This window comes from Halopiger goleimassiliensis (genome assembly GCF_000455345.1).
In the GTDB taxonomy this organism is placed as follows: domain Archaea; phylum Halobacteriota; class Halobacteria; order Halobacteriales; family Natrialbaceae; genus Halopiger_A; species Halopiger_A goleimassiliensis.
Map to the genome: position 1 here is coordinate 1,867,763 of NZ_HG315690.1, position 20,381 is coordinate 1,888,143.

Annotated in this window: 23 protein-coding genes; 14 read left to right on the forward strand and 9 right to left on the reverse strand. The window is 63.3% G+C overall.

Translation table 11 applies throughout. The annotated features are described in order from the left end of the window. Positions 1-16 precede the first annotated feature (16 nt). On the forward strand, positions 17-2,206 hold the full coding sequence (locus TX79_RS09125; protein WP_049927144.1) for a CDC48 family AAA ATPase: 2,190 nt from the start codon (positions 17-19) through the stop codon (positions 2,204-2,206). A 51-nt stretch (positions 2,207-2,257) separates the two neighbouring features. On the opposite strand, the gene TX79_RS20135 is transcribed toward TX79_RS09125, so the two are convergent. Both TX79_RS20135 and TX79_RS09135 read right to left on the reverse strand, forming a co-directional pair. Beyond that, positions 2,258-2,665 carry a hypothetical protein gene (locus TX79_RS20135; protein WP_449271620.1) on the reverse strand — a complete coding sequence of 136 codons (408 nt, stop codon included), beginning with the start codon at positions 2,663-2,665 and terminating at the stop codon, positions 2,258-2,260. 248 nt (positions 2,666-2,913) lie between these two features. After that, a complete protein-coding gene (locus TX79_RS09135) occupies positions 2,914-4,056 on the reverse strand; it encodes a thiolase family protein (RefSeq protein WP_049927145.1) in 1,143 nt (380 codons plus the stop codon). 198 nt (positions 4,057-4,254) lie between these two features. On the opposite strand from TX79_RS09135, the gene TX79_RS09140 reads away from it, so the two are divergent. The 7 genes from TX79_RS09140 (at position 4,255) to TX79_RS09170 (ending at position 8,860) form a co-directional block, all read left to right on the forward strand. Further along, a complete protein-coding gene (locus TX79_RS09140; protein WP_049927146.1) occupies positions 4,255-4,563 on the forward strand; it encodes a 50S ribosomal protein L21e in 309 nt (102 codons plus the stop codon). A 6-nt stretch (positions 4,564-4,569) separates the two neighbouring features. Then, positions 4,570-4,926 carry an RNA polymerase Rpb4 family protein gene (locus TX79_RS09145; RefSeq protein ID WP_049927147.1) on the forward strand — a complete coding sequence of 119 codons (357 nt, stop codon included), beginning with the start codon at positions 4,570-4,572 and terminating at the stop codon, positions 4,924-4,926. Between the two features lie 131 nt (positions 4,927-5,057). Then, entirely contained in the window at positions 5,058-5,654 is a 597-nt protein-coding gene (locus tag TX79_RS09150) for a DUF655 domain-containing protein (RefSeq protein WP_049927148.1), read from the forward strand. Positions 5,655-5,729: 75 nt separating this feature from the next. Then, entirely contained in the window at positions 5,730-6,140 is a 411-nt protein-coding gene (locus TX79_RS09155) for a GNAT family N-acetyltransferase (RefSeq protein ID WP_049927149.1), read from the forward strand. Between the two features lie 87 nt (positions 6,141-6,227). Continuing rightward, a complete protein-coding gene (locus TX79_RS09160; protein WP_049928337.1) occupies positions 6,228-6,572 on the forward strand; it encodes a glutaredoxin family protein in 345 nt (114 codons plus the stop codon). 153 nt (positions 6,573-6,725) lie between these two features. Beyond that, positions 6,726-7,307 (forward strand): DUF7110 family protein, encoded by a 582-nt coding sequence (locus TX79_RS09165; RefSeq protein WP_049927150.1) that lies wholly within the window; start codon positions 6,726-6,728, stop codon positions 7,305-7,307. Positions 7,308-7,729: 422 nt separating this feature from the next. Then, positions 7,730-8,860, forward strand: coding sequence for an ABC transporter substrate-binding protein (locus TX79_RS09170; RefSeq protein WP_195892480.1), 1,131 nt, complete (start codon positions 7,730-7,732; stop codon positions 8,858-8,860). A gap of 199 nt (positions 8,861-9,059) precedes the next feature. On the opposite strand, the gene TX79_RS09175 is transcribed toward TX79_RS09170, so the two are convergent. The 4 genes from TX79_RS09175 to TX79_RS09190 are packed head-to-tail and all read right to left on the reverse strand — an operon-like array spanning position 9,060 to position 14,033. Next, a complete protein-coding gene (locus TX79_RS09175; protein ID WP_049927152.1) occupies positions 9,060-9,764 on the reverse strand; it encodes an ABC transporter ATP-binding protein in 705 nt (234 codons plus the stop codon). Between the two features lie 3 nt (positions 9,765-9,767). Next, positions 9,768-10,850, reverse strand: coding sequence for an ABC transporter ATP-binding protein (locus TX79_RS09180; protein ID WP_049927153.1), 1,083 nt, complete (start codon positions 10,848-10,850; stop codon positions 9,768-9,770). Further along, entirely contained in the window at positions 10,847-12,562 is a 1,716-nt protein-coding gene (locus TX79_RS09185) for an ABC transporter permease subunit (protein WP_049927154.1), read from the reverse strand. The genes TX79_RS09180 and TX79_RS09185 overlap by 4 nt, the downstream gene beginning before the upstream one ends. A gap of 4 nt (positions 12,563-12,566) precedes the next feature. Continuing rightward, a complete protein-coding gene (locus TX79_RS09190; protein ID WP_230198560.1) occupies positions 12,567-14,033 on the reverse strand; it encodes a branched-chain amino acid ABC transporter permease in 1,467 nt (488 codons plus the stop codon). Between the two features lie 638 nt (positions 14,034-14,671). On the opposite strand from TX79_RS09190, the gene TX79_RS09195 reads away from it, so the two are divergent. From TX79_RS09195 to TX79_RS09215, 5 genes are all read left to right on the forward strand, one after another. After that, on the forward strand, positions 14,672-15,832 hold the full coding sequence (locus tag TX79_RS09195; protein ID WP_230198561.1) for a hypothetical protein: 1,161 nt from the start codon (positions 14,672-14,674) through the stop codon (positions 15,830-15,832). A gap of 104 nt (positions 15,833-15,936) precedes the next feature. Beyond that, positions 15,937-16,296, forward strand: a complete 360-nt coding sequence (locus TX79_RS09200; RefSeq protein ID WP_049927156.1) for a winged helix-turn-helix domain-containing protein — start codon at positions 15,937-15,939, stop codon at positions 16,294-16,296. A 1-nt stretch (position 16,297) separates the two neighbouring features. Further along, a complete protein-coding gene (locus TX79_RS09205; RefSeq protein WP_049927157.1) occupies positions 16,298-16,615 on the forward strand; it encodes a DUF7521 family protein in 318 nt (105 codons plus the stop codon). 237 nt (positions 16,616-16,852) lie between these two features. Further along, complete coding sequence (locus tag TX79_RS19855) at positions 16,853-17,470, forward strand: hypothetical protein (RefSeq protein ID WP_230198563.1); 618 nt, start codon at positions 16,853-16,855, stop codon at positions 17,468-17,470. A gap of 25 nt (positions 17,471-17,495) precedes the next feature. Next, positions 17,496-18,227 (forward strand): GNAT family N-acetyltransferase, encoded by a 732-nt coding sequence (locus TX79_RS09215; protein ID WP_049927159.1) that lies wholly within the window; start codon positions 17,496-17,498, stop codon positions 18,225-18,227. A gap of 18 nt (positions 18,228-18,245) precedes the next feature. Here the strand turns inward: TX79_RS09215 and TX79_RS09220 are convergent, their stop codons facing one another. Then, positions 18,246-19,010: a PHP domain-containing protein gene (locus TX79_RS09220; RefSeq protein WP_049928339.1), complete on the reverse strand. Its 765-nt coding sequence runs from the start codon at positions 19,008-19,010 to the stop codon at positions 18,246-18,248. A gap of 108 nt (positions 19,011-19,118) precedes the next feature. On the opposite strand from TX79_RS09220, the gene TX79_RS09225 reads away from it, so the two are divergent. Beyond that, positions 19,119-19,406 (forward strand): DUF7565 family protein, encoded by a 288-nt coding sequence (locus TX79_RS09225; protein ID WP_049927160.1) that lies wholly within the window; start codon positions 19,119-19,121, stop codon positions 19,404-19,406. Positions 19,407-19,672: 266 nt separating this feature from the next. Here TX79_RS09225 and TX79_RS09230 read toward each other — a convergent pair whose 3' ends face one another. Both TX79_RS09230 and TX79_RS09235 read right to left on the reverse strand, forming a co-directional pair. After that, positions 19,673-20,110 carry a transcription elongation factor Spt5 gene (locus tag TX79_RS09230; protein ID WP_049927161.1) on the reverse strand — a complete coding sequence of 146 codons (438 nt, stop codon included), beginning with the start codon at positions 20,108-20,110 and terminating at the stop codon, positions 19,673-19,675. After that, positions 20,110-20,295, reverse strand: coding sequence for a protein translocase SEC61 complex subunit gamma (locus tag TX79_RS09235; protein ID WP_049927162.1), 186 nt, complete (start codon positions 20,293-20,295; stop codon positions 20,110-20,112). Before TX79_RS09235 ends, TX79_RS09230 begins: the two co-directional genes overlap by 1 nt. Positions 20,296-20,381: the final 86 nt, after the last annotated feature.

Genomic DNA, 20,381 nt, shown 5'->3' on the forward strand with positions numbered 1-20,381 from the left:
CACGAAAGGAACGGGCATGAGTGACTCGGACACCGACGGCATCACGCTCTCGGTTCGGGCCGCCGAGAAGCGTGACGCGGGCCGGGGCGTCGCGCGGGTTCCGGAACAGGTACGTCGCCGACTCGGCGTGTTGAGCGGCGACACCGTCGTCATCCAGGGATCCGAGCGGACGGTCGCGAAACTGTGGCCCGCGGATCCGTCGATCCCCGACAACGTCATCCAGATCGACGCCGACACGCGTGCAAACGCCGGCGTCCACGTCGGCGACTCCGTCACGGTCCGACCGAAAGACACCTCCACGATCCAGGACGCCGAGCGCGTGACGCTGGCCGCACCGCCGTCGATCGCCAACGGCAAAGAGCGGATCGGTACGCGCGAGGCGACCAAGAAGCTCCGCAACCGGCCGGTTCGCGTCGGCGAGCAGATCCGCATCGAGGGGGTCGGCGGCGAGCCGTTCCAGGTCGTCGATACCGATCCGCGGGGCGACGTCAGGATCACGAGTTCGACCACGATCCGGGTCGTCGACACCGACTCGACCGACGACGATCCGGTTCTCGAGGCCGAGCAACGCGAAGGGAGCGACGCAGGCGAGGACGGCGAGTACGAGGTCGAGCGGACGGCTGGGTCCGGCGTCACCTACGAGGACATCGGCGGCCTCGACGAGGAACTCGAACTCGTCCGGGAGATGATCGAACTCCCGCTGTCGGAGCCCGAACTGTTCCAGCGGCTGGGCGTCGAACCCCCCTCGGGCGTGTTGCTGTACGGGCCGCCGGGGACCGGCAAGACGCTGATCGCTCGCGCCGTGGCCAACGAGGTCGACGCCAACTTCGAGACGGTCTCCGGCCCGGAGATCATGTCGAAGTACAAGGGCGAGTCCGAGGAACGGCTCCGTGAGGTCTTCGATCGAGCGGAGGCGAACGCACCGACGATCATCTTCTTCGACGAGATCGACTCGATCGCCGGCCAGCGCGACGAGGACGGCGACGCCGAGAACCGGATCGTCGGCCAGTTGCTGACGCTGATGGACGGCCTCGACGCCCGCGAGGAGGTCATCGTCATCGGCGCGACGAACCGCGTCGACTCGATCGATCCCGCCTTGCGCCGCGGCGGGCGCTTCGACCGCGAGATCCAGATCGGCGTCCCCGACGAGCAGGGTCGCCGGGAGATCCTCGAGGTCCACACCCGAAGCATGCCCCTGGCCGAAGACGTCAGCGTGGAGGCCATCGCGCGGCGTACCCACGGCTTCGTCGGGGCGGACCTCGACGCGGTCGCCAGCGAGGCCGCGATGGCCGCCATCCGCGACCGGCCGACCGACGCCGACGAGCAGGCCGAGTGGAACAGCGATCCGACCGTTCACAAACGGCACTTCGACGAGGCGCTGGCGTCGGTCGAACCGTCGGCGATGCGCGAGTACGTCGCCGAATCGCCCTCGACCGACTTCACCGACGTCGGCGGCCTCGAGGAGGCCAAGCAGGTACTCCGGGAGTCGGTCGAGTGGCCGCTGACCTACGACAGGCTGTTCGAGGCGACCAACACCGATCCGCCCTCCGGCGTCCTCCTCTACGGCCCGCCGGGGACCGGCAAGACCCTCATGGCCCGCGCGCTCGCCGGCGAGACGGACGTCAACTTCGTCCGCGTCGACGGCCCGGAGATCGTCGACCGCTACGTCGGGGAGTCGGAGAAGGCGATCCGGGAGGTGTTCGAACGCGCCCGCCAGGCCGCCCCGTCGATCGTCTTCTTCGACGAGATCGACGCCATCACGTCGGCCCGCGGCGAGAGCCACGAGGTCACCGAACGCGTCGTCTCGCAACTGCTGACCGAACTCGACGGAATGCGCGAGAACCCCAATCTCGTCGTGCTCGCCGCCACCAATCGCAAGGACCAGATCGATCCCGCCCTGCTCCGCCCCGGGCGACTCGACACCCACGTCCTCGTGGGCGAACCCGACCGCGAGGCCCGCGAGAAGATCCTCGAGGTCCACACCCGCGGCAAACCCCTCGCCGACGACGTCGACGTCGCCGAACTGGCGGCCGAACTCGAGGGCTACACCGGCGCGGACCTCGAGGCGCTGGTTCGGGACGCCTCGATGAAGGCCATCCGGGAGGTCGCGACCGAGCACGACCCCGACGAAGCCAACGAGAAGGCCGACGAAGTCGTCATCGAGCGTCGCCACCTCGAGGCCGCCCGCGAGGAGGTCGACGTCTGAGCGGACGCACACGTACGGAACGAGACCGGGATACAGAGAAGGGGAACGGTCTCAGCAGAAGTAGACCCAGAACTCGTGTCCCTCGGGGCAGTTGACGACGCTGTACTCTCCGAAGAGCGCGCGCGACGTTCGTACCTTCGGCTCGAGGTCCCCATCGGGAATCGTCACCTCGGAACGCAGAGTACAGTGTGGACATTCGACCGCTTCGATTCGTTGTCGGCCGTTCGCGGTGGGTGGTGCAATCATGGTGTTGCTGGTCGTTTCTCCGGCGTAGCACGACGTCGACGGCTCCGTTCGGTGGTTGCAGTCGGTGCTCCCGGTGCTGCGGAACGAGACGCCCCGAGGGGCCGTCGACCGGTCGGTCGTAACTCCGTCGAACGGCACCGCGTCGGGTAGCAGCGACGAGCGGTCCGTCGGGGGCCGTCGTTCAGTAGTCTGTTCTACGTTACCAAGGGACATCTATCTACCGCGTCAAAATGGACGTACCGACCGGGGATCGACTCGACCGGACGGCTTTCGCCTCGAGACGGCGCGCCGACCGGCTCAGGGTCGTTCGAACGCGATCGTCGCACCCTGGCTCGACCACCGTTTGTCTCGGCCGCTCACTCCGTGAGCGCCCTCGCAAAATCTGTCCGGCGAGAGCTTTGCTCTCGCTGACCTTCGCTCACTTCGTTCGCGAAGAGACCAAAACGCCTAGCGACCGCCGCTCAGTGGAGCTCGAACTCGATCGCCGCACCCTGACCGAAGCCGACGCACTCCGTGGCGATGCCGCGGTCGACGCCCTCGCGGTTCATCTCGTGGATCAGGGTGACCGGGAGGCGTGCGCCCGAGGCACCCAGCGGGTGGCCGATGGCGATCGCGCCGCCGTTGACGTTCAGCCGGTCCATCGGGATGCCCAGTTCCTGCGCGGAGTAGATCGTCTGGCTGGCGAAGGCCTCGTTGATCTCGAAGAGACCGTAGTCGTCGATGTCGCGACCCGCGCGCTCGAGCAGTCCCTCCGTGGCGGGGACGGGACCGACGCCCATGATCGTCGGATCGACGCCGGCGACGTAGCTGGTGCCGACCTCGGCCATGATCTCGAGGCCCTGCTCCTCGGCGAACGCCTTGCTCGTGATGAGCAGTCCGGCCGCGCCGTCGGCAATCTGGGAGGCGTTACCGGGCGTGACCGTGCCGTCCTCCTTGAAGACGGTGGGGAGGTCGGCGAGTTTCTCGGTCGTCGTGCCAGGGCGCAGTCCTTCGTCCTCGTCGTGGACGCCCTCGTCGGTCTCGAGGGGCACGATTTCGTCGTCGAACCGGCCCTCCTCGGTCGCTTCGACGGCGCGTTGCTGGCTGCGCGCGCCGAACTCGTCCTGCTGTTCGCGGGAGATGTCGAACTCCTCGGCGACCTTCTCGGCCGTCACCCCCATCTGGAGGTTCTCCATGCCGTAGACCTCGTCGAGTTTGGGGTACATCGAGCCGCTGTCGGCCGCGCCCATCTTGACGCGGCTCATGCTCTCGACGCCGCCGGCGAAGACGACCTCCTGTCGGCCGGCCCGGATCGCGTCCGTCGCCTGGATGATCGCCTGTGCCGAGGAGGCACACTGTCGATCGACCGTCGTCGCCGGGACGTTCTCGCCGAGATCGGAGAACAGCGCGATCTGTCGGGCGATGTTGTTGCGCTGTTCCTCGCGCTGCTGGGCACAGCCCCAGACGAGGTCGTCGACCTGCTCGCTGTCGATGCCGGTCTCCGCGAGCATCTCGTTCACGAGGGGAATCGAGAGGTCCTCGCTGCGGATGTCCGCCAGCGCACCGTCTTCTTTGCCCTGTGCCGTCCGAACCGCACTCACGATCACTGGTGTCGTGTCTCCCATAATTGATTAACATCGTTAATGGCACTTATAACCACACGCTTCCGGTCGGCACGGGACGGGATTGGCCACGCGTCACCGCTGGAGCGGCCCGGTGTGTCGAATCCCTGCCGACGGACGCCATCCACGGGACCGACGGCCCGACGTGCGCCCGAATACGTGTGTTTTATAACCGTCACCGGCCAACCGCGTCGTACGACTATGCCGAACTCCAATGGCCCTCGTCAGGGAACCCGGAACAAACTCGCGAACGATCCTCGAGACAGCGGTACGTCCCCGCCACAGCGCGCGATTCAGGAGTACGAGACCGGCGAGAAGGTCCACCTCAAGATCGACCCGAGCGTCCACAAGGGCCGGTTCCACCCGCGCTTCGACGGACAGACGGGTGAGGTCGTCGGCAAACAGGGCAACGCGTTCAAGGTCCGGATCACCGACGGCGGGAAGGAGAAGACGCTGATCGTCGGTGCCGCCCACATGCGCGCCCAGAACCGCTCGGAAGACCGCGTCTGAGCCACGATGACGATCTTCAAGGAGATCGTCGACGAGGAGTATCTCACCGTCTCGGAAACGAAGGAACTCCTCGCCGACATCGAGGCCGAACGCGCGCTGGACGAGGATCGTGAGCTGCGCTACGAACTCGCGCGGGCGATCGAGCACGTCAACCGCTTCGCCGTCTTGGAGCCCGAGGAGGCCCAACAGCTCGTCGACGAACTGCAGGAGTTAGAGAAGGTCGACGAGCCCACGGCGTACAAGATCGCCAACCTCCTGCCGCGCAACCGGGACGAACTGCGATCGGTGTACGCACAGCAGCGCTATTCGCTGTCCGGGGACGAACTCGACGAGATTCTCGACGTCGTCGCGAAGTACGCGTAACGCGACGTCTCCTGTTCGTTACGAATCGCTCGAGGGGCGTCCACTCCCGACGTTCGTTCGGTGGCAACGCTCGCTCACCGGGATGATAGCGAGCCGACTCTTTAAGTACGCCGTCCCCGTATCCACAGCCAATGAGCGAAGCGGACAGCGACGGGACGGACGTGCGTCGCGCGGTCGTGTTGGATTACCTCGCCCACGGACTGTCGGACGACGCCCGGCCCCAGTACGAGAAGTCGCCCGCGGGCTACGCCCTCGACGTCGAGGACTTCTCGCTGTACGAAGTCGCGTTCGACGAGGACGAACGGCTCACCATCGGCAGCGATGTCGTCGTCGAACCCGCCACAGAACGCGAGGTCGTCCTCGAGGCCCGCGAAGTCGAGTACGAGGACCTCTCGTCCGGAGCCCAGTCCGAGCTCGAGTACGTCGTGGCCGACCTCGTCGAGGAACAGGAAGCGCGGTTCGTCGACTTCTACAACGAGGCCCAGCCGATCACGCTGCGGCTCCACCAGCTGAACCTGCTGCCGGGCATCGGGAAGAAACTCCGCAATAGCATCCTCGACGAGCGCAAGCGAAAACCGTTCGAGAGCTTCGAGGAACTCTCCGAGCGCGTCTCGGGGCTCCACGACCCCGACGAGATCCTGGTCGAACGGATCCTCGAGGAACTGCGCGACGACGACCTGAAGTACCAGACCTTCGTCGGCCGCGAGGAGGAGACCGACGGCCAGTAGGCTGACGGATTCGATCCTGCGACGGACCCACACACCTGGCCAACGGCTATTGTCGTCCGATCGGTATCGAGTCGCATGGACGTTCGACGACTCGAGGACGAGCAGGAGCGCCGTGCCGCCGTGCCGATCCTCCGACAACTCTGGACCGACGCGGATCCGGCGGCGGTACTCGAGTGGACCGGCGCGGACGACTACCACTGCTGCGGCGGATTCGTCGACGGCGACCTCGTCGGGGTCGCTGGGGTCCTCCAGGGTGAGTTCCTCCACCACACCCGCCACGCCTGGCTCTACGACCTCGTGATCGACGACCCGCGTCGCGGGGAGGGGTACGGGACCGAACTCCTCGAGTTCGTCGAACGGTGGGCGGCCGAGCGCGACTGCGAGTACGTCGCGCTCGCCTCGCCGCAGGCCAGGGGCGACGTGCACGACTACTACGAGTCCCGCGGCTACGAGCGGTGGGGGTACGTCATCGAGACCGAACTGTGAGGGTGCCGGGTTCCCGTCGGGCCGGTCGAGTCGGCCGCGAGTCCGAACGACGCAAGGTCTATCCCTCCCGACCGGCATATGACGGATATGGACTTCCCACCGAACGAAGGACTCGAGCAGGAGGAGGTCGACGAACGCGTCGACGAGGCTATCGCGAACAACGACGTCGTCCTCTTCATGAAGGGGACCGAACTCATGCCCCAGTGTGGCTACTCCCGCCGGGCGCTGGGCCTGATCGACCAGTACCGCGACGAGTACGAGACGGTCGACGTCCTCGAGTCGCTCGACGAGTACCGCACAGCCCTGGAGCGACACAGCGGCTGGGAGACCATCCCCCAGACGTTCGTCGACGGCGAGTTCGTCGGCGGGTCGGACGTCCTCGCCGAACTCGAGGAGCGGGACGAACTGGCCGAGACGCTCGACGCAGTCTGACGGTTTCGCGATCTCCGTCTCTTCCGGAACCGGTTTTTCGATCGCCGGGGCTAAATTTATCCGGACGTATCGGTAACGTAGTTAATAGCAGATCATATAAGTCACGCGCCCGTATTCGGCAGTAGCGACTCTCGCCGCAATCATCCCCCCACTATGTCAACAGAGGAATCCAGACACGTATATCGGTTGCACTCGACGCTCGAACTGCCCCTCGAAGACCTGCGCGACCACCTCGAGGAGGCGAAGTTCCCGGACGGCATCGAGGACGTGGAGATCACGCGGCGAAACAACACGCTCATTCTCAAGGCCGTCGCCGAGGACCAGTCGGTGAGCAAGTACACGCCGACCGCGCAGTTGAAGGCCAGCGTCACCGAAAACCGGGTCTACGAGGAAGAGCCCGACGAGCGGCGCAACTCCTTCCGCTGGGACGAGGAAGAGGAAGAGGAGATCGAGTCCGAACTCGTCGAGTTCGCGGCGTTCAAGGGCGACCGCGAGACCGTCCTGCAGAACTCGCTGTTGCAGTACGAGATGTTCCTCGTCCTCTGTGAGATCGCCGAAGCCGCCGAGAAGGGGACCTTGACTGCCATCTCGGAACGCGACGGCGAACTCGAGGCTACCCGGATCGTCGAGGGGGAACAGCGGCCCGCCGATATCGAGGTCGTCGAAGGACCGCGCGATCACGGTTCCGGCGAGACGGGCGTCAACTGGCGGGACAACAAGTTCATCAGCGACTGAGAGTAGAAGGAGGTTTCGACTCGAACAGTGTTTCGCCGTCGATAGCCCGCAACGTAGCTCTCGCGTTCCTTTCGTACCCCTCGTTACGAATCGTTCGTCCGTGGCCACGGATTTTACTCGGGGATGAGTGATTTCATTGGTCCGGGGGATAGCGTTTTCAGGATGCAGCGCTACTGCTGCAGGGGTACCAACGTTCTGTTTCACTCGGTTAAAACATCACGAATATCGCATAAATAGTTCATTTTGTCAGTAACTGTCCGCCACCCCGGGAATCCTTTTTGTGGTATTGTGTGATGGTACCACCCATCATGGTTGGAGAGTACACTGCAACGAGACGCCAGTACATGAAGATAGCGGGGACAATCGGCGGGATCGGAATCGCGAGTGTTCAGGGAGCGGCGCGACGCCAAGGTGGAATTCCGATGGGATCGATTCTTCCGATCACAGGCGAATTAGAGGCCTACGGAGCTGGAATGGAAGCGGGCGTGAATCTGGCGGTCGAACACGTCAACGACGCCGGCGGACCACTCGGTGCGCCGATCGAGATGAACAACCGCGACAGTGAAACGCGCCCCGAGGCGGGGATCGATCGCTACGCGGGCCTGATCGCCCAACAGAACATCGTCGGCTTCGTCGGGGCAGCCTCGAGCGGGGTCTCGGCACCCATTGCCGAGGTCGTCGGCGACGACCGGGTGATGATGGTTAGTCCGGCGAGTACGAGCCCGATCTTTGCGGACTTGGGGTGGGTGAACGGCCTGAAGTTCTTCGGCCGAACGGCACCCAACGACGCCCAACAAGGGGTCGTCATGGCCCGGACCCTGGACGATTATCTGGAGGCCGACACCGCCGGATTCCTCTACATCGACAACCCGTACGGAGAAGGTCTCGCCTCGATCGCCGAGGAGAACTTCGAGGGCGAAACCGTCTCCTCCGTCGGATACGATCCAGAGGCAACCGACTTCACCTCCACGCTGGATGCGCTGTTCGATCCGGATCCCGATGCGATCGGCTTCATTGGGTATCCTGGCGAGGGTGAGACGATCATGATCCAGTGGGACGAGGGCGGCTACGGGGGTGAGTGGGTCCTCAGCGAAGGGCTGAACGACCCCGGGTTCATCGGGAGCCTCTCGGACATACTCGAAGGGTTCTACCTGACGACGCCCGATCCGGAGGAGACCATCGGTGCCGAAACGTTCGAAGCGGAGTTCCCGCTGGAGGAGGTTACGCTGTTCGCCCCACACTCCTACGACGCGCTCTTTCTCCAGGCCCTGGCGATGCAGGCCGGAGGAGAACCGACCGGAGAGGCGATCGCGGGGAACATCCTCGAGGTTGCCAACGAACCGGGCGAGGAGGTGACCGTCGGCGAGTTCGACCGAGCGGTCGAACTCCTCGAAGACGGCGAAGAGATACAGTACATCGGTGCCTCGAGCCCGATCGAAATGACGGAGAACGTGGAGAATCTGAACCAGTTCGCGATCCTGCAGATCACTGACGGCGATACCGAGTCGCTCGAGACGATCCCGACCGAGGAGTTCGAGGGTCTGATCGAGTAACTCGTCAGTGTCGTCGATCGGTGGGGGTGGATTGCGATCACGAAGGGGAGTGGCACCTCGACTCGGGTTCACCCTCCGTCCGTCGTAGTACCGGGTGCCGATCGAGTGCCGGCTGGCAATTTCGCTGCTTTCGCCAAGCGAACTCCCTGCGACAGGTCACTGGCGTCACTCCCGAAAGAAACCGCGTAGGCTACTGCCGTCACCCACCGAGGTAGAGCTCCTCGACCTGCTCGTTCTCGAGCAGTTCGTCGCCCGTTCCTTCGAACTGGTTCCGGCCCATCTCGAGGACGTAGCCACGATCGGAGACCTGGAGCGCTTTCCGAGCGTTCTGCTCGACGAACAGCACTGCCGTCCCGTCGTCCCTGATTTCGACGATCTTCTCGAACACGTCGTCGACGAGTTCGGGTGCCAGCCCGGCGCTTGGCTCGTCGATGAACAGCAGGTCGGGATCGACCATCAGACCACGCCCCATCGCGAGCATTTGACGTTGTCCGCCGCTCAGCGTGCCGGCAACCTGGTTTTTGCGCTCCTCGAGGACCGGGAAGCGATCGTAGACGTCGTGCAGCGCCGCCTCGGGAACGTCGTCGAGGATGTACGCCCCCATCCTGAGGTTTTCGTAGACGGTCAAACTGGGGAAGATGTTGTCGACCTGAGGGACGTAGCAGATCCCTTTCCGGGTAACGCGGTGCGGTTCCAGGTTCGTGATGTCCTCACCGTTGAACACGACCGTCCCGTCCCAGCACTCGATCATGCCGAACAGCGCCTTGAGGAGGGTAGACTTCCCAGCACCGTTGGGGCCGATCAGCGTCACCAGTTCGTCCGCGTAGACGTCGACGTCCACGCCATGAATGATCTTCGCGTCCTCGTAACCGGTTTCGACGTCTCGAGCTTCGAGTATCGCCATCGGTTATCCTCCAAGGTAGGCGTCGATGACGCGCTCGTCCGTTCGGACGATCTCCGGCGGTCCTTCGACGAGCACGCTCCCCTGGTCCATCACGATCACCCTGTCGCTGATTCGCATGATGACGTCCATGTCGTGTTCGACGATACAGAACGTGTACCCTTCGTTCCGGAGGGCCTGGATTCGTTCGAGGAGGGTCTCCTGGAGCGTGGGATTGACGCCAGCGACGGGTTCGTCGAGCAGGATCAGGTCCGGGTCCGTCATGAGCACACGTCCGAGTTCGAGCAGCTTTCGCTGACCGCCGCTCAGGTTCCCCGCGTACTCGTCGGCCAAGTGGTCGAGCTGGAGCAATTCGAGTAGCTCTCCCGCTCGCTCCTGGATCTGGATCTCTTCCTCGCCCACGGCTCTCGGCCGGAACCACGCGTTGAGCAGTGACTCGCCACGCTGGCCGTGCGGGCCGAGCAGCATGTTCTCCATGACTGTCATCCCCTGTAGTTCGCGGGTGATCTGAAACGTCCGGGAGATACCCGCCCGGGACACCTGGAACGGGCGGTTGGGACGGTAGTCGAGGTAGTTACGCCGAATCCACTCTTGACCGTAGTACGCGCCAGCCCCGAGAACGCCGCCCGCAGCGGTTCCGGCGGCGGTCGCACCCGCGAGCTCCGGGGAACTCGCCCCCACCGTCGCAGCCGCGCCGAACGTCAGCGCCCCACCGGTCGCGCCGACTGCGCCTACCCAGATGCGATTTTCCGCACTGCTCGGGCGCATGATCTCACGCAGATCCCGCCCCTCAAACAGGATCTCACCGCCGTCCGGATCGAAGAATCCGCTGATCAGGTTGAACGTGGTGGTCTTTCCGGCACCGTTGGGTCCGATCAGGCCGGTGATCCGTCCTCGCTCGAGGTCGAACGACGCCCCGTCGACGGCCACGACCCCGTCGAAGACCTTCCGGAGGTCGCGGACTTCAAGGATGACGTCACGCTCGGTGTCGGGTTCGTCGCGGGCATCCGTCCGTTCGACGTCGATTTCGGCAGACTCGGCATCGACGCGATCGGCAGTCACGTTTTCTTCCGCGTTCGACTCGTTCATTCGCCCTCCACCTCCGAGAGGAACCGCTCTTCGCCCCACAGGCCCGACGGACGGTAGTAGAGGATTCCGATCAACAGGAGGCCGATGATCGCGTTTCGAAGGATGGTAATCCGGTCAGCCACACCGGGCGGGAACATATCCGCGAACTCGATGGTGAACCGGACGAAGATCCAGTACATCGCCGCCCCGAGGATGACGCCCTTGTTGTTTGCCTTCCCGCCGAGGATCACCATGAGGAAGACGATGAACGTGATGATAGGCTGAAACATCTCGTAGTTCAGTGATCGGAGAAAGATGGCGTAGTAGCCACCGGCGAGGCCGGCGACAGCACTGCCGAGTATCATGCTCTGGACCTTGTAGGAGAACGTGTTCTTTCCGAGCGCGAGTGCGACGTCCTCGTCCTCGCGGATCGACTTGAGTACGCGGCCGAATGGGGACCTCGCGGTCGCCTCCATGAGAACGTAGACCACGGCGACCGTCGCGACGACGGCGACGAGGAAGAATCGGCTGTAATCGAGATCGTAGCTGACGGGACCGAAGTTGACGAGCCAGAGCAGGTTCTGCACCGTCGTCGATCGCATCCCCGAGAGGGAGCTACCGGGCAACGAGACGACGAAGTACCTGATGGCAAGCAGCCAGACCGTCGCGATCCCGACGACGCCGAGGAACGATCCCTCCAACGGCAGCGTCTCCCACCGTCTGTAGCCGAGATAGAGGCCGCTGAGCAACGCCGCGATCAGGCCGAGAGTCAGTACGGTCGCGGTGGCTGTCACCGCGTCACCGTGGCCCTCCCCGAACTGGCGAGCGGGCACGAGCGTCGCGAGGAAGGCTAGCGCGATTGCCAGCCCAACGAGCCACTCTCGAGCTGTGTACTCCTCGTAGTGTTCGCGAGCCTCGAGTCCCGCGACGACCCAGGTAGCGATCGACGCCGTTCCGAGCAGACCGAACAACGTCCACGTATGATAGCCAGCTATCGAACCGACGGCACCGGCCGTGCCCAACGCGAACGCGGCCGAAAAGAGCGGCCAGTAGTCTCGCGGCCGTGCGAGCGCGAGGTGACCTCGTTCGAGACCGGAATCGGTCCGCGATCGACGTGAACGGGCCGCGGCGACGTAGCCCACGCCGAGTGTGACGGCTGCGAGCAGACCCTGTAGCGAGCGTTCGCCGAGCGTCGAGCGGGCGTCGAGTATCGACAGCTTTGCCACGAAGAACAGGAGTACGGACCAGACGACGAACACGATCCCACCGAAGACGATCGCCGCGGTGAGGCCCTCCCCTGGTAGTGGAAAGAGATGTCGCAGCGGTTGGTCGAACCCGCGCAGCGAGTCGGGACCGTTCGCCAGCCACCCCTCGGTCTGGACGACGCGGACGAGAATGACCGAGACGCCGAGGAGGGCGATAGCGAGGTAGTCGGCGCGCAGCCTGATTGCGGGAAGCGCAACCAGTAGGCCGAGCAGCGCGGCTGCAAGCGTACCGGCGAGCAAGCCGACACTCCAGGGCATGTTTAGCCCGAACGCGAAGGTCTGAATCGGATACTCCTCGGGCGGCGGTAGCACGAACAGCGCCGTCACGTAGGCCCCGACCAGAAAGAACGCGACGTGACCGAAGTCGAGCAGGCCGGCGTAACCGAACTTGATGTTCAATCCGAGCGCGAGCAGGGCGAAGATCGCCACGAACGTGCTGATGTGGATCAGGAGGCCGGATGCTGACATGGTATCACCGTCCGATGATCCCCTCCGGTTTGACGAGCAACACCAGCAAGAGCACGAGGAACGCCATTGACGTACGGTGGACTCCGCTAAAGCCGAACGTCCAGATGCCGACCTCCATCGCGATACCGACCGTGTACGCACCGACGATCGCACCGTAGACCGACGCCAGTCCGCCTAAGATGACGGCCGCGAACATCGGCAACAGCAGGAAAAAGCCCATGCTGGGGACGATGTTGTGAAACAACATTCCAACGGTGACGCCGGCAACGGCGGCGTACGCGCCTGCGATGATCCACGTCGTCATCATGACGCGACCGGTGTCGATTCCGGTCGCCTTCGCGAGATCGAGGTTGTCCGAGGCCGCCCGCATGGCGGTTCCGAGTTTCGTCTCCTTCAGTAGCGCGTGCAGCGCGATCATAAGCGCTCCTGCTAGTGCGATCACCGAGAGCCGCATCACGGACGTCCGAATCCGGGTCGCGTAGAAGAATTCATCCGGGCTCCCACCCGGCCGGGCGAGCAGCGCTGCGAGGACGAGCAGGACGAGGACGCCCGTTAGCGATCCCACTAGCTTCGGGCCGATCGTCTGTGCCGACTCGTGTTCGCCGAGTCCCGATCGCCGCCATCGGTAGGCTGCGTAGCTCGCGAACGCGGTGATGCCGACGAGGACGACGAACGCGGGCCACCCGTACTCCAGGGACGCGACGATCGGATCCCCCATCACCTCCGCCGTGTCGGTCACCCGGAACGTGACGCCCCCGTCGCTGACGTAGAAGTCGAAGTACTTCGCCGCCGCGACGTTGATCTCCTGACCGAAGATCGAGCGAACCCGGGGGTACTCGTACCGCCTGACGGACCCGCCGTACGCCGCGTGTGCCGTGTACCGGAGGAAAAACGCCAGTCCCATTGCGGCGATCAGCATCACCGCCAGCGAGGCGTCCGCTTCCCTGAACCGTCTGAAGACGTATTTATCGAAAAGCGGTGCGATTGTGGCGAGCAGTACCGCCGACAGGACGAACGCAGGCAGCATGCTCGGTACGCCGGTGGCAACGTAGGCCCCGAGTAGGAGCGCAACGCAGACGTGGACGACGACGGCGACCCACGGATGGACGTCGATCGGCCACCACGCCCCTTTGAACGATTGCCAGCCGCCGAGCAGGTAGATGACGCCAAGGGTCCCTACCGCGGTGAGGCCGAACAGGATCACCGCGCCAAGGAGCACCACTCCCTGATCACCGCCGCTAACGTAGGTCATCACCGGCATTGTCCCCGGCAAATTCACGAGGAGCGCGAAGTAGGCACCCAACATCAATAGCTCGCCGTGGGCGAAGTTGGGTACGTCTGCGATGATGTAGACGAGCGAAAGTCCGATCGCCCCCAGCGCGATGAAACTCCCTGTGACGAGTCCGTTCAGGATGGCGTGACTCAACCCAGTGTCGACCATCCCAATCCCCACGTTCGGTGTCTCGGCCACGTGCTTTCGGCCAGGGATTCGCGAATAGTGATCTGTGTTACCATACCACCCACCATGGAAACACCCACTATCCCAATTAGTTAATAGCTATCGGAACCTCCCCCGCAGAATTACAAAATTACGGTTGATATTCGATAGTAACTGTATTTTTCCGGCCCCTATGGTAAGTCGAATAATCGACTATACATGATTTTGGTTGGCAGTTTCTGTTGCTCGAGATATCGGTCACAGTATCCGATTACGGCAGGTCGGCTGCTCCGATGGACTACTGATTAACGGCGGGTCGAGAACCACAATGGGAAGAAGATCAGGCTTCCGCAGATTCCGAAGGTCTAGACGGCCATCCGCGGCCACTTGATGAGTTGTATTTTGACCGGCGAGTGCGGGAGCCAGCGTCCGATACCCAAGTACCAGCGGCGATGTTGCTTCAGGTACTCGCTCATCGTGTGGGCGCTGAGGATGCTGGTTGTTCGCCTTGTCCATCATAAATCCATCGTCGAACTGCGCGCTATCGCGGTCGACGAGTTGGATTGATGAGTTGAGGGTTCTCCTGTCCGGATGTGAAGATGCCATCCAAAGACGAGCCCTCCCAATCGTCCCGTCGTTCCTTCCTCCGAGCGGGCCTAGCGACCGCGTCGATGGCGCTGACGACCAGCACATCGGGATGTCTCTCCGGGCTCCCGCCACTCGGCACTAAGCCGTCCTACGCGCGAGTCGACGTCCCCGATGCGACCCCTCCGAACTACCGGCGATGGCTCCCAGCGCAGGGGACATCTCACGACGACTGGGTCATCACCTACGTAGCGCCTGGCCCCTTCGAAGGACCGGTTCCCGAGGAGTTTGTCGCCCGTCGCGGCGCCCTGCGGACTGAACTGGATTACTTCGGAATCGGATACGAGAACTACGATAACCTCGTGGTGACGAACCTCGCCACCGTGATCGAAGCGGAGTTCTCCACCGCCGCCGTCAAATCGACGCTTGCGGAAACCGGCTACGAACCGGATGGGACGTACCGCGAATACGACCTGTACGCTCGGTCGGACGTTCCACGGCGTGCGGCGGTGAGTGACAACGCGATCGTCTGGACGAGCCGCCAAGTCCACGACGAACCGGATCTCGAAGCCACGATCGACGCTGGACACGGCCACGTCGAGCGCTATCACGAGGCGAACGACGCGTTCGCGGCCATCACCGAGGCTGTCGGTGCGAGCCGGATGCTTTACGTCGGCGGCGACCACCCGGGACTCAGACCGGCGCTGGCCGAAATCGGTGCCGACGCGTTTCGGACCGACGACGACGCCGCGTATCATCTCCTGACCGAGCGGTATCCGCCCGACATCGAGCCGTCCGTGGACCGAATTCAATTAGCCTTGGAGGATGAGCCCTACGAGCTGACCACGGAAGTGGAGACGGCTGACGTCGGCGTCGACGGCAGGTTCGCGACCGTCGAAGCGCGTGTTCCGTTCGCGCCGAACCGCGGGCGGGACGCGCTCAACGATCCGCCGCAGGTCACCTGGGGCGCGTCGTTCGATGCCGAGGCTCAGTCGGTGACCCTTCACCACGAGGCGGGCGAGGAGATCGACGCGGACTGGCTGTGGTATGACGTCGACTTCGACGACGATTACAATGAGATTGAGAAGGAGCCCCTCTGGCCCGGCCGGGACAGCGTGGGACCGGGAGACAAGGCGGAGGTCGATCTGAGCGACAGCCCTGACGCGACCGGTATCAGCGTTCTATACGGTACTGACGGTGTCGGATCGAGGAATCTGTTTACCTATTTGCTGGGGAGTGACGAATGAGCCGAACCGCGCGTCCCCGTCCGCCTGGACGCCATGGCCCGACAGGCGAGCCGCCGCACCGTCCGGGGACTCGATCGATTGAGCGCAAATTATTTTTCACTGGTATGACAGACAAGTCTGTGAACGAGGATCTCGACCTGACTGACATCACGGCGCTGTTGGACGACGATTACGTCCTGTCGATCATCGTCGCGACGAGCGTGGAACCGCTTTCGGCGAAGGAACTCGGCGAACGGTGCGATCTATCGGTCACGTCGATCTATCGGCGCGTCGATCGGCTGCGCCGCTTCGATCTCCTCAAGGAGCGGACCAGGCCCCGCTGCGACGGCCATCACGAGACGGTGTATGTTTCCGCACTTGACCGGTTCGAGCTGACGATCGACGAAGGTGAGCTGGACTGGACGGTTGATCGGACCAGCGACGATGTCGCCGACGAACTCTCGCAGATGTGGGGTGACCTCTGAGATGGTCGGATTCACCTCGGCCATCGGCCTCGCCGCCGGCGCCGCGGCGACCGGGTCGGCCGCCGTCGGACTCTACATCGGCGTCCACGCCTACCGCGGCCTCCGACGCAACGACGACCGTTCGATGAAGTACCTTTCGGCCGGGATGATCATCCTTTTCGTCGTAACCTACGTCACCGCTCTGGTCGGCCAAGGTCTCATCACCTTTCGGATCGTCCCGGTCCGCTACCAGAATATGTTTCGTCTGATGGTACGGCTCTTCCAACTGACCGGGCTTGTCACCATCGCGTACTCGCTACGCGTCGCCGCCCGGAACTGAACGGTCGTCCGTCATACCTCCCGAAAGATACGTGACGCGCCTATTGAGACTCCTGCATGAGCGACTGGGGTAGTACTTTCGTTCGCAATTACAAACAGTGGGATGCGGGGATGACGAAACCTCGCCATCCGCCGAGTTGGAAGTTAGGCCTCCGGTGTTTCGTTCCCGTTGCGACGGGGACCGAACAGGTGGTTACCTCAACGTCGGACCGCCTCGATCGCGAATCCGAATATTCCGATGGGAATTCCTCACAAAGTGGAAGGAACAACAGTTGTTGTAAATACGACTTCTTTATTCAGTCTTCAACGTGATTTTCTCCTGCTGATTTTCCCCATCACACATGAGTTATCTCATCCGGTGACTTTCGCATTTCTCTCCGATTTCTGGTACTGGTCTGACGAGGTTCGACCAGTACCAGAAATCGGAGTGAAACGGAGAAACAGTGGGGTGGAAAATCCGAACGATGACAGGCGAATCGGCGACGAACCATCACGCGGTTTCGTGAATAAAGAAATCGCATTCACAACAACTGATAATGCCCTCTACAGCCTCAAAACCCGTAGTCTCGATGAGGACACAGATGACTCTGCTCTCGATGCTACCACAAGTGAGGCAGAGACAAAAGACACCCAAGAGGTTCTCAACTACGAGCAGGCTATCGACGAGGGTATTGAAACACTTGACAGCGGCGGTGAGATTTCTGTCGACCTCCTTCACGATCTTCACAAAACGCTGCTCACGGACGTTCCAGAGGACCGGATCGAGACTGACACGATTGGTGCATACAAGACCGTTCCAAACCATCTGGGAAAGTTCTACGCAGAACGGTGCTTACGGTATGCGGCCAACGATTAAGTGGTGTGGGATGATATCTCACCCCATGGAGTTCAGCGACAGCCTCGAGTTCGGCCACGACGATCGCAAAGCGATCTACGAGTACGTCGAACGCCACGGCGCGGTCGATCCGGAGGCGGTCCGCGAGCGCGTCGGGATCGATCCTGGCGGATTCCGCCACCACGTCGCGATCCTGAAACGCGACGGTCGTCTCGAGGAGGTCGACGAGAAACTCCGGGTGACCATCGAGGCCGGCACCGAGGAGGAGTACGTCTCCGAGGACCTCGAGTTCCACATCCGGCCCGCGAGACAGGAAGACCTCGCCGGCGTCGTCGGTGCGATCCGGCAGGTCGCCGAGGAACGCACGTACATCGAAGCCGAGAGCGTCGCCGACGAGATCGACCACCAGGATGCGTTGCTCCGGCACAACGACATCGAGTCGCGGATGTTCTTCGTCGCGACGGTCGAGGGGGAAGTGGTCGGCTGGGTCCACCTCTACGCCCCCGAGATCGAGAAGCTGAGCCACACGGCCGAACTCACGGTCGGAGTCCTCGAGGAGTATCGCGGCCACGGGATCGGCTCACACCTCCTCTCCCGTGGGCTCGAGTGGGCCGGGTCGAACGGCTACGAGAAGGTCTACCAGAGCGTTCCCTCCACCAACGAGGAGGCGATCGCGTTCCTCGAGGGGCACGGCTGGGAGACCGAAGCCGTCCGCGAGAACCACTACAAACTCGACGGCGACTACGTCGACGAGGTGATGATGGCCGTCGATCTCTAAGCGCCACGCGCCGGCCGATCAGTAGACGGCGGCGTCCTCGAACCGCCCGTCGTAAGCGATGTGGTGGGGGTGCGTGGGTTCGAGTCCCTGCAGGAAGAATCGGTCGGTCTTCTCCCAGGTGTTCTCGTACACGAGGTGGCCGAGTTCGCGGGCCGTCGTCCGAACGCGCTCGAGGCCGTTGTCGTAGACGATCCGGCGGGCGACGCCGTCCTCGAGCGCGTCTCGCAGGTCTGCCTCGGTCTCGATCGGCACGTCGAAGGCCGTGTGACAGACGCCGACGGAACGGGGGAGATGCGCGTACGAGGACGTAAACGGTGGATAATCGAGCGACTCGGCGATCGATCGGGCCTCGCGATTGTCCCACGGGAGGTGTTTCGGGTTGAAGATCTCGACGGCGTCGATCGTCTCCCGGTATCGGTGGAGGTCCGACTCCGCGAGGCTCATCGTGGCGAACTCCGGATGTGGCGCGAGGACGGTCGCTCCCTGCCGTTCGAACTCCGCCATCGCAGCCTCGAGGGTGATGAAATCCGGCACCGGCTCCTCGAGTCCGATCGCGAGGACGTGTTTCCGGTCGTGCCAGGGACCGGTAAACACCTCGCGGGCCGGGACGACGAGCAACTCGTCGCTCGAATACGTCTCGGCCTCCTGCTGGATCTCGGGGTAGCGCGTGAAGTGTGGTGCGTAGACGATCGCGTCGAGTCCGGCACGTTTCGCCCGCTCGACGACCTGGTCGTCGAGCACCTTCACGTGGCAGTCGACGCGAGACCGCGCTCGTTCGGTCACGGCCACCTCTTTGCCGAGCGGAGAGTTAGTGATTCTGATTTGCCCCGTTCCCTGTACCTTCGCCGACGACGAAAAACCCATTATGCCCGCCCGACGATGTGTGGACGAATGGCCTGGGAATGCGGAATCGACGGCTGTGGAGTCGTCTTCGAGGACGTCGAGTCGGCCGTCGTGCATCAGGCGACCGAGCACGAACGCCGGGAGTGTAAGGTCTGTGGGACTGTCGTTCCCGACGGCTATCTCGCGATCCGCCACGCCTTTACCGAACACAGTCGCGCCGAGTACGTCCGCGCGTACGGGGCCGACTCCGAGGACGTCCGCGAACGCGAGGAACTCTTAGAGGAGATCGAATCGGAAGCGGACATGGAACGGATCGCGACCGAACTGAAACGGTAACGCACGAGGCCGTCTCGGAGCGACCGGCAGGAACAGCGTCGGCAGTCGTCGATTCGTGTACTCGAGTTACGCCCCCGCAGTGGGGACCCGTCAGTAGAAATTCGGCCCCTCGTTAGTAGCACTCGAGCGACGCAACTCGTTCCCGATCGGCGAAATCGTTCGTGGAAGTGATCGATCCGCTCGCAGGTGCAACCGCTTGTAGAACGGAACTACCGTCCGTTCCGATATTCAGCGTGGCGACGCCCCGCTGATCGCGTACTGATCGCCTATCGTTCGTCGCTGTCGAGCACGCGGATCTGATCCCCACGGACCGTCACTGGAATCGGGACCGTCGCCTCGTACAGTTCGACCGTCACCTGGTCCTTGCCCTCGTCGATGCGCTGGACCTGGGCCTTCTCGCCCTTGAACGGCCCGGCGATGAGTTCGACGATGTCGCCCTCGGCGATCCCCTCGACGTCCGGCTTGGGCGAGAGGAAGTGCTCGACCTCCGAGATGTCCGACTCGCCGGGGACGATGCTCCGCGCGTGCGGGATGTCCTCGAGGACGCGCTCAAGGACGGCGTTGCCGTCGGCCTCGACCATCACGTAGGAGGTCAGCGAGTCGGGCGCGAGCGCGGCGTGGACTTCCTCCTCCTCGCGGTTGATGATCATATCAGCGACGGTCTGTTCCTGGCTCGCGGTGGTCTTGACGGCGTAGATGCCCATTAGAATGCACCACCGGCGTCACCGGTCAGCAAGAGCATGATCCCGCCGATGAGGAAACCGATGAAGCCGACGAGCAGGATACCTGCACCGGCAATTTTCGACACCTGAACGAATTCCTCGGTCGTGGGCGTCGTCGCCATCTTCAACACCCGAACGTACGAGGTGAGGTCGTACGGAACGTCCATATCTACCCGTTCACACTGCGTGGCCTTTTATCTGTCTTTCGTGTCGCCGGGGAAGTCCGGCAACCGAGGAATGTCCGCCCGCAGGA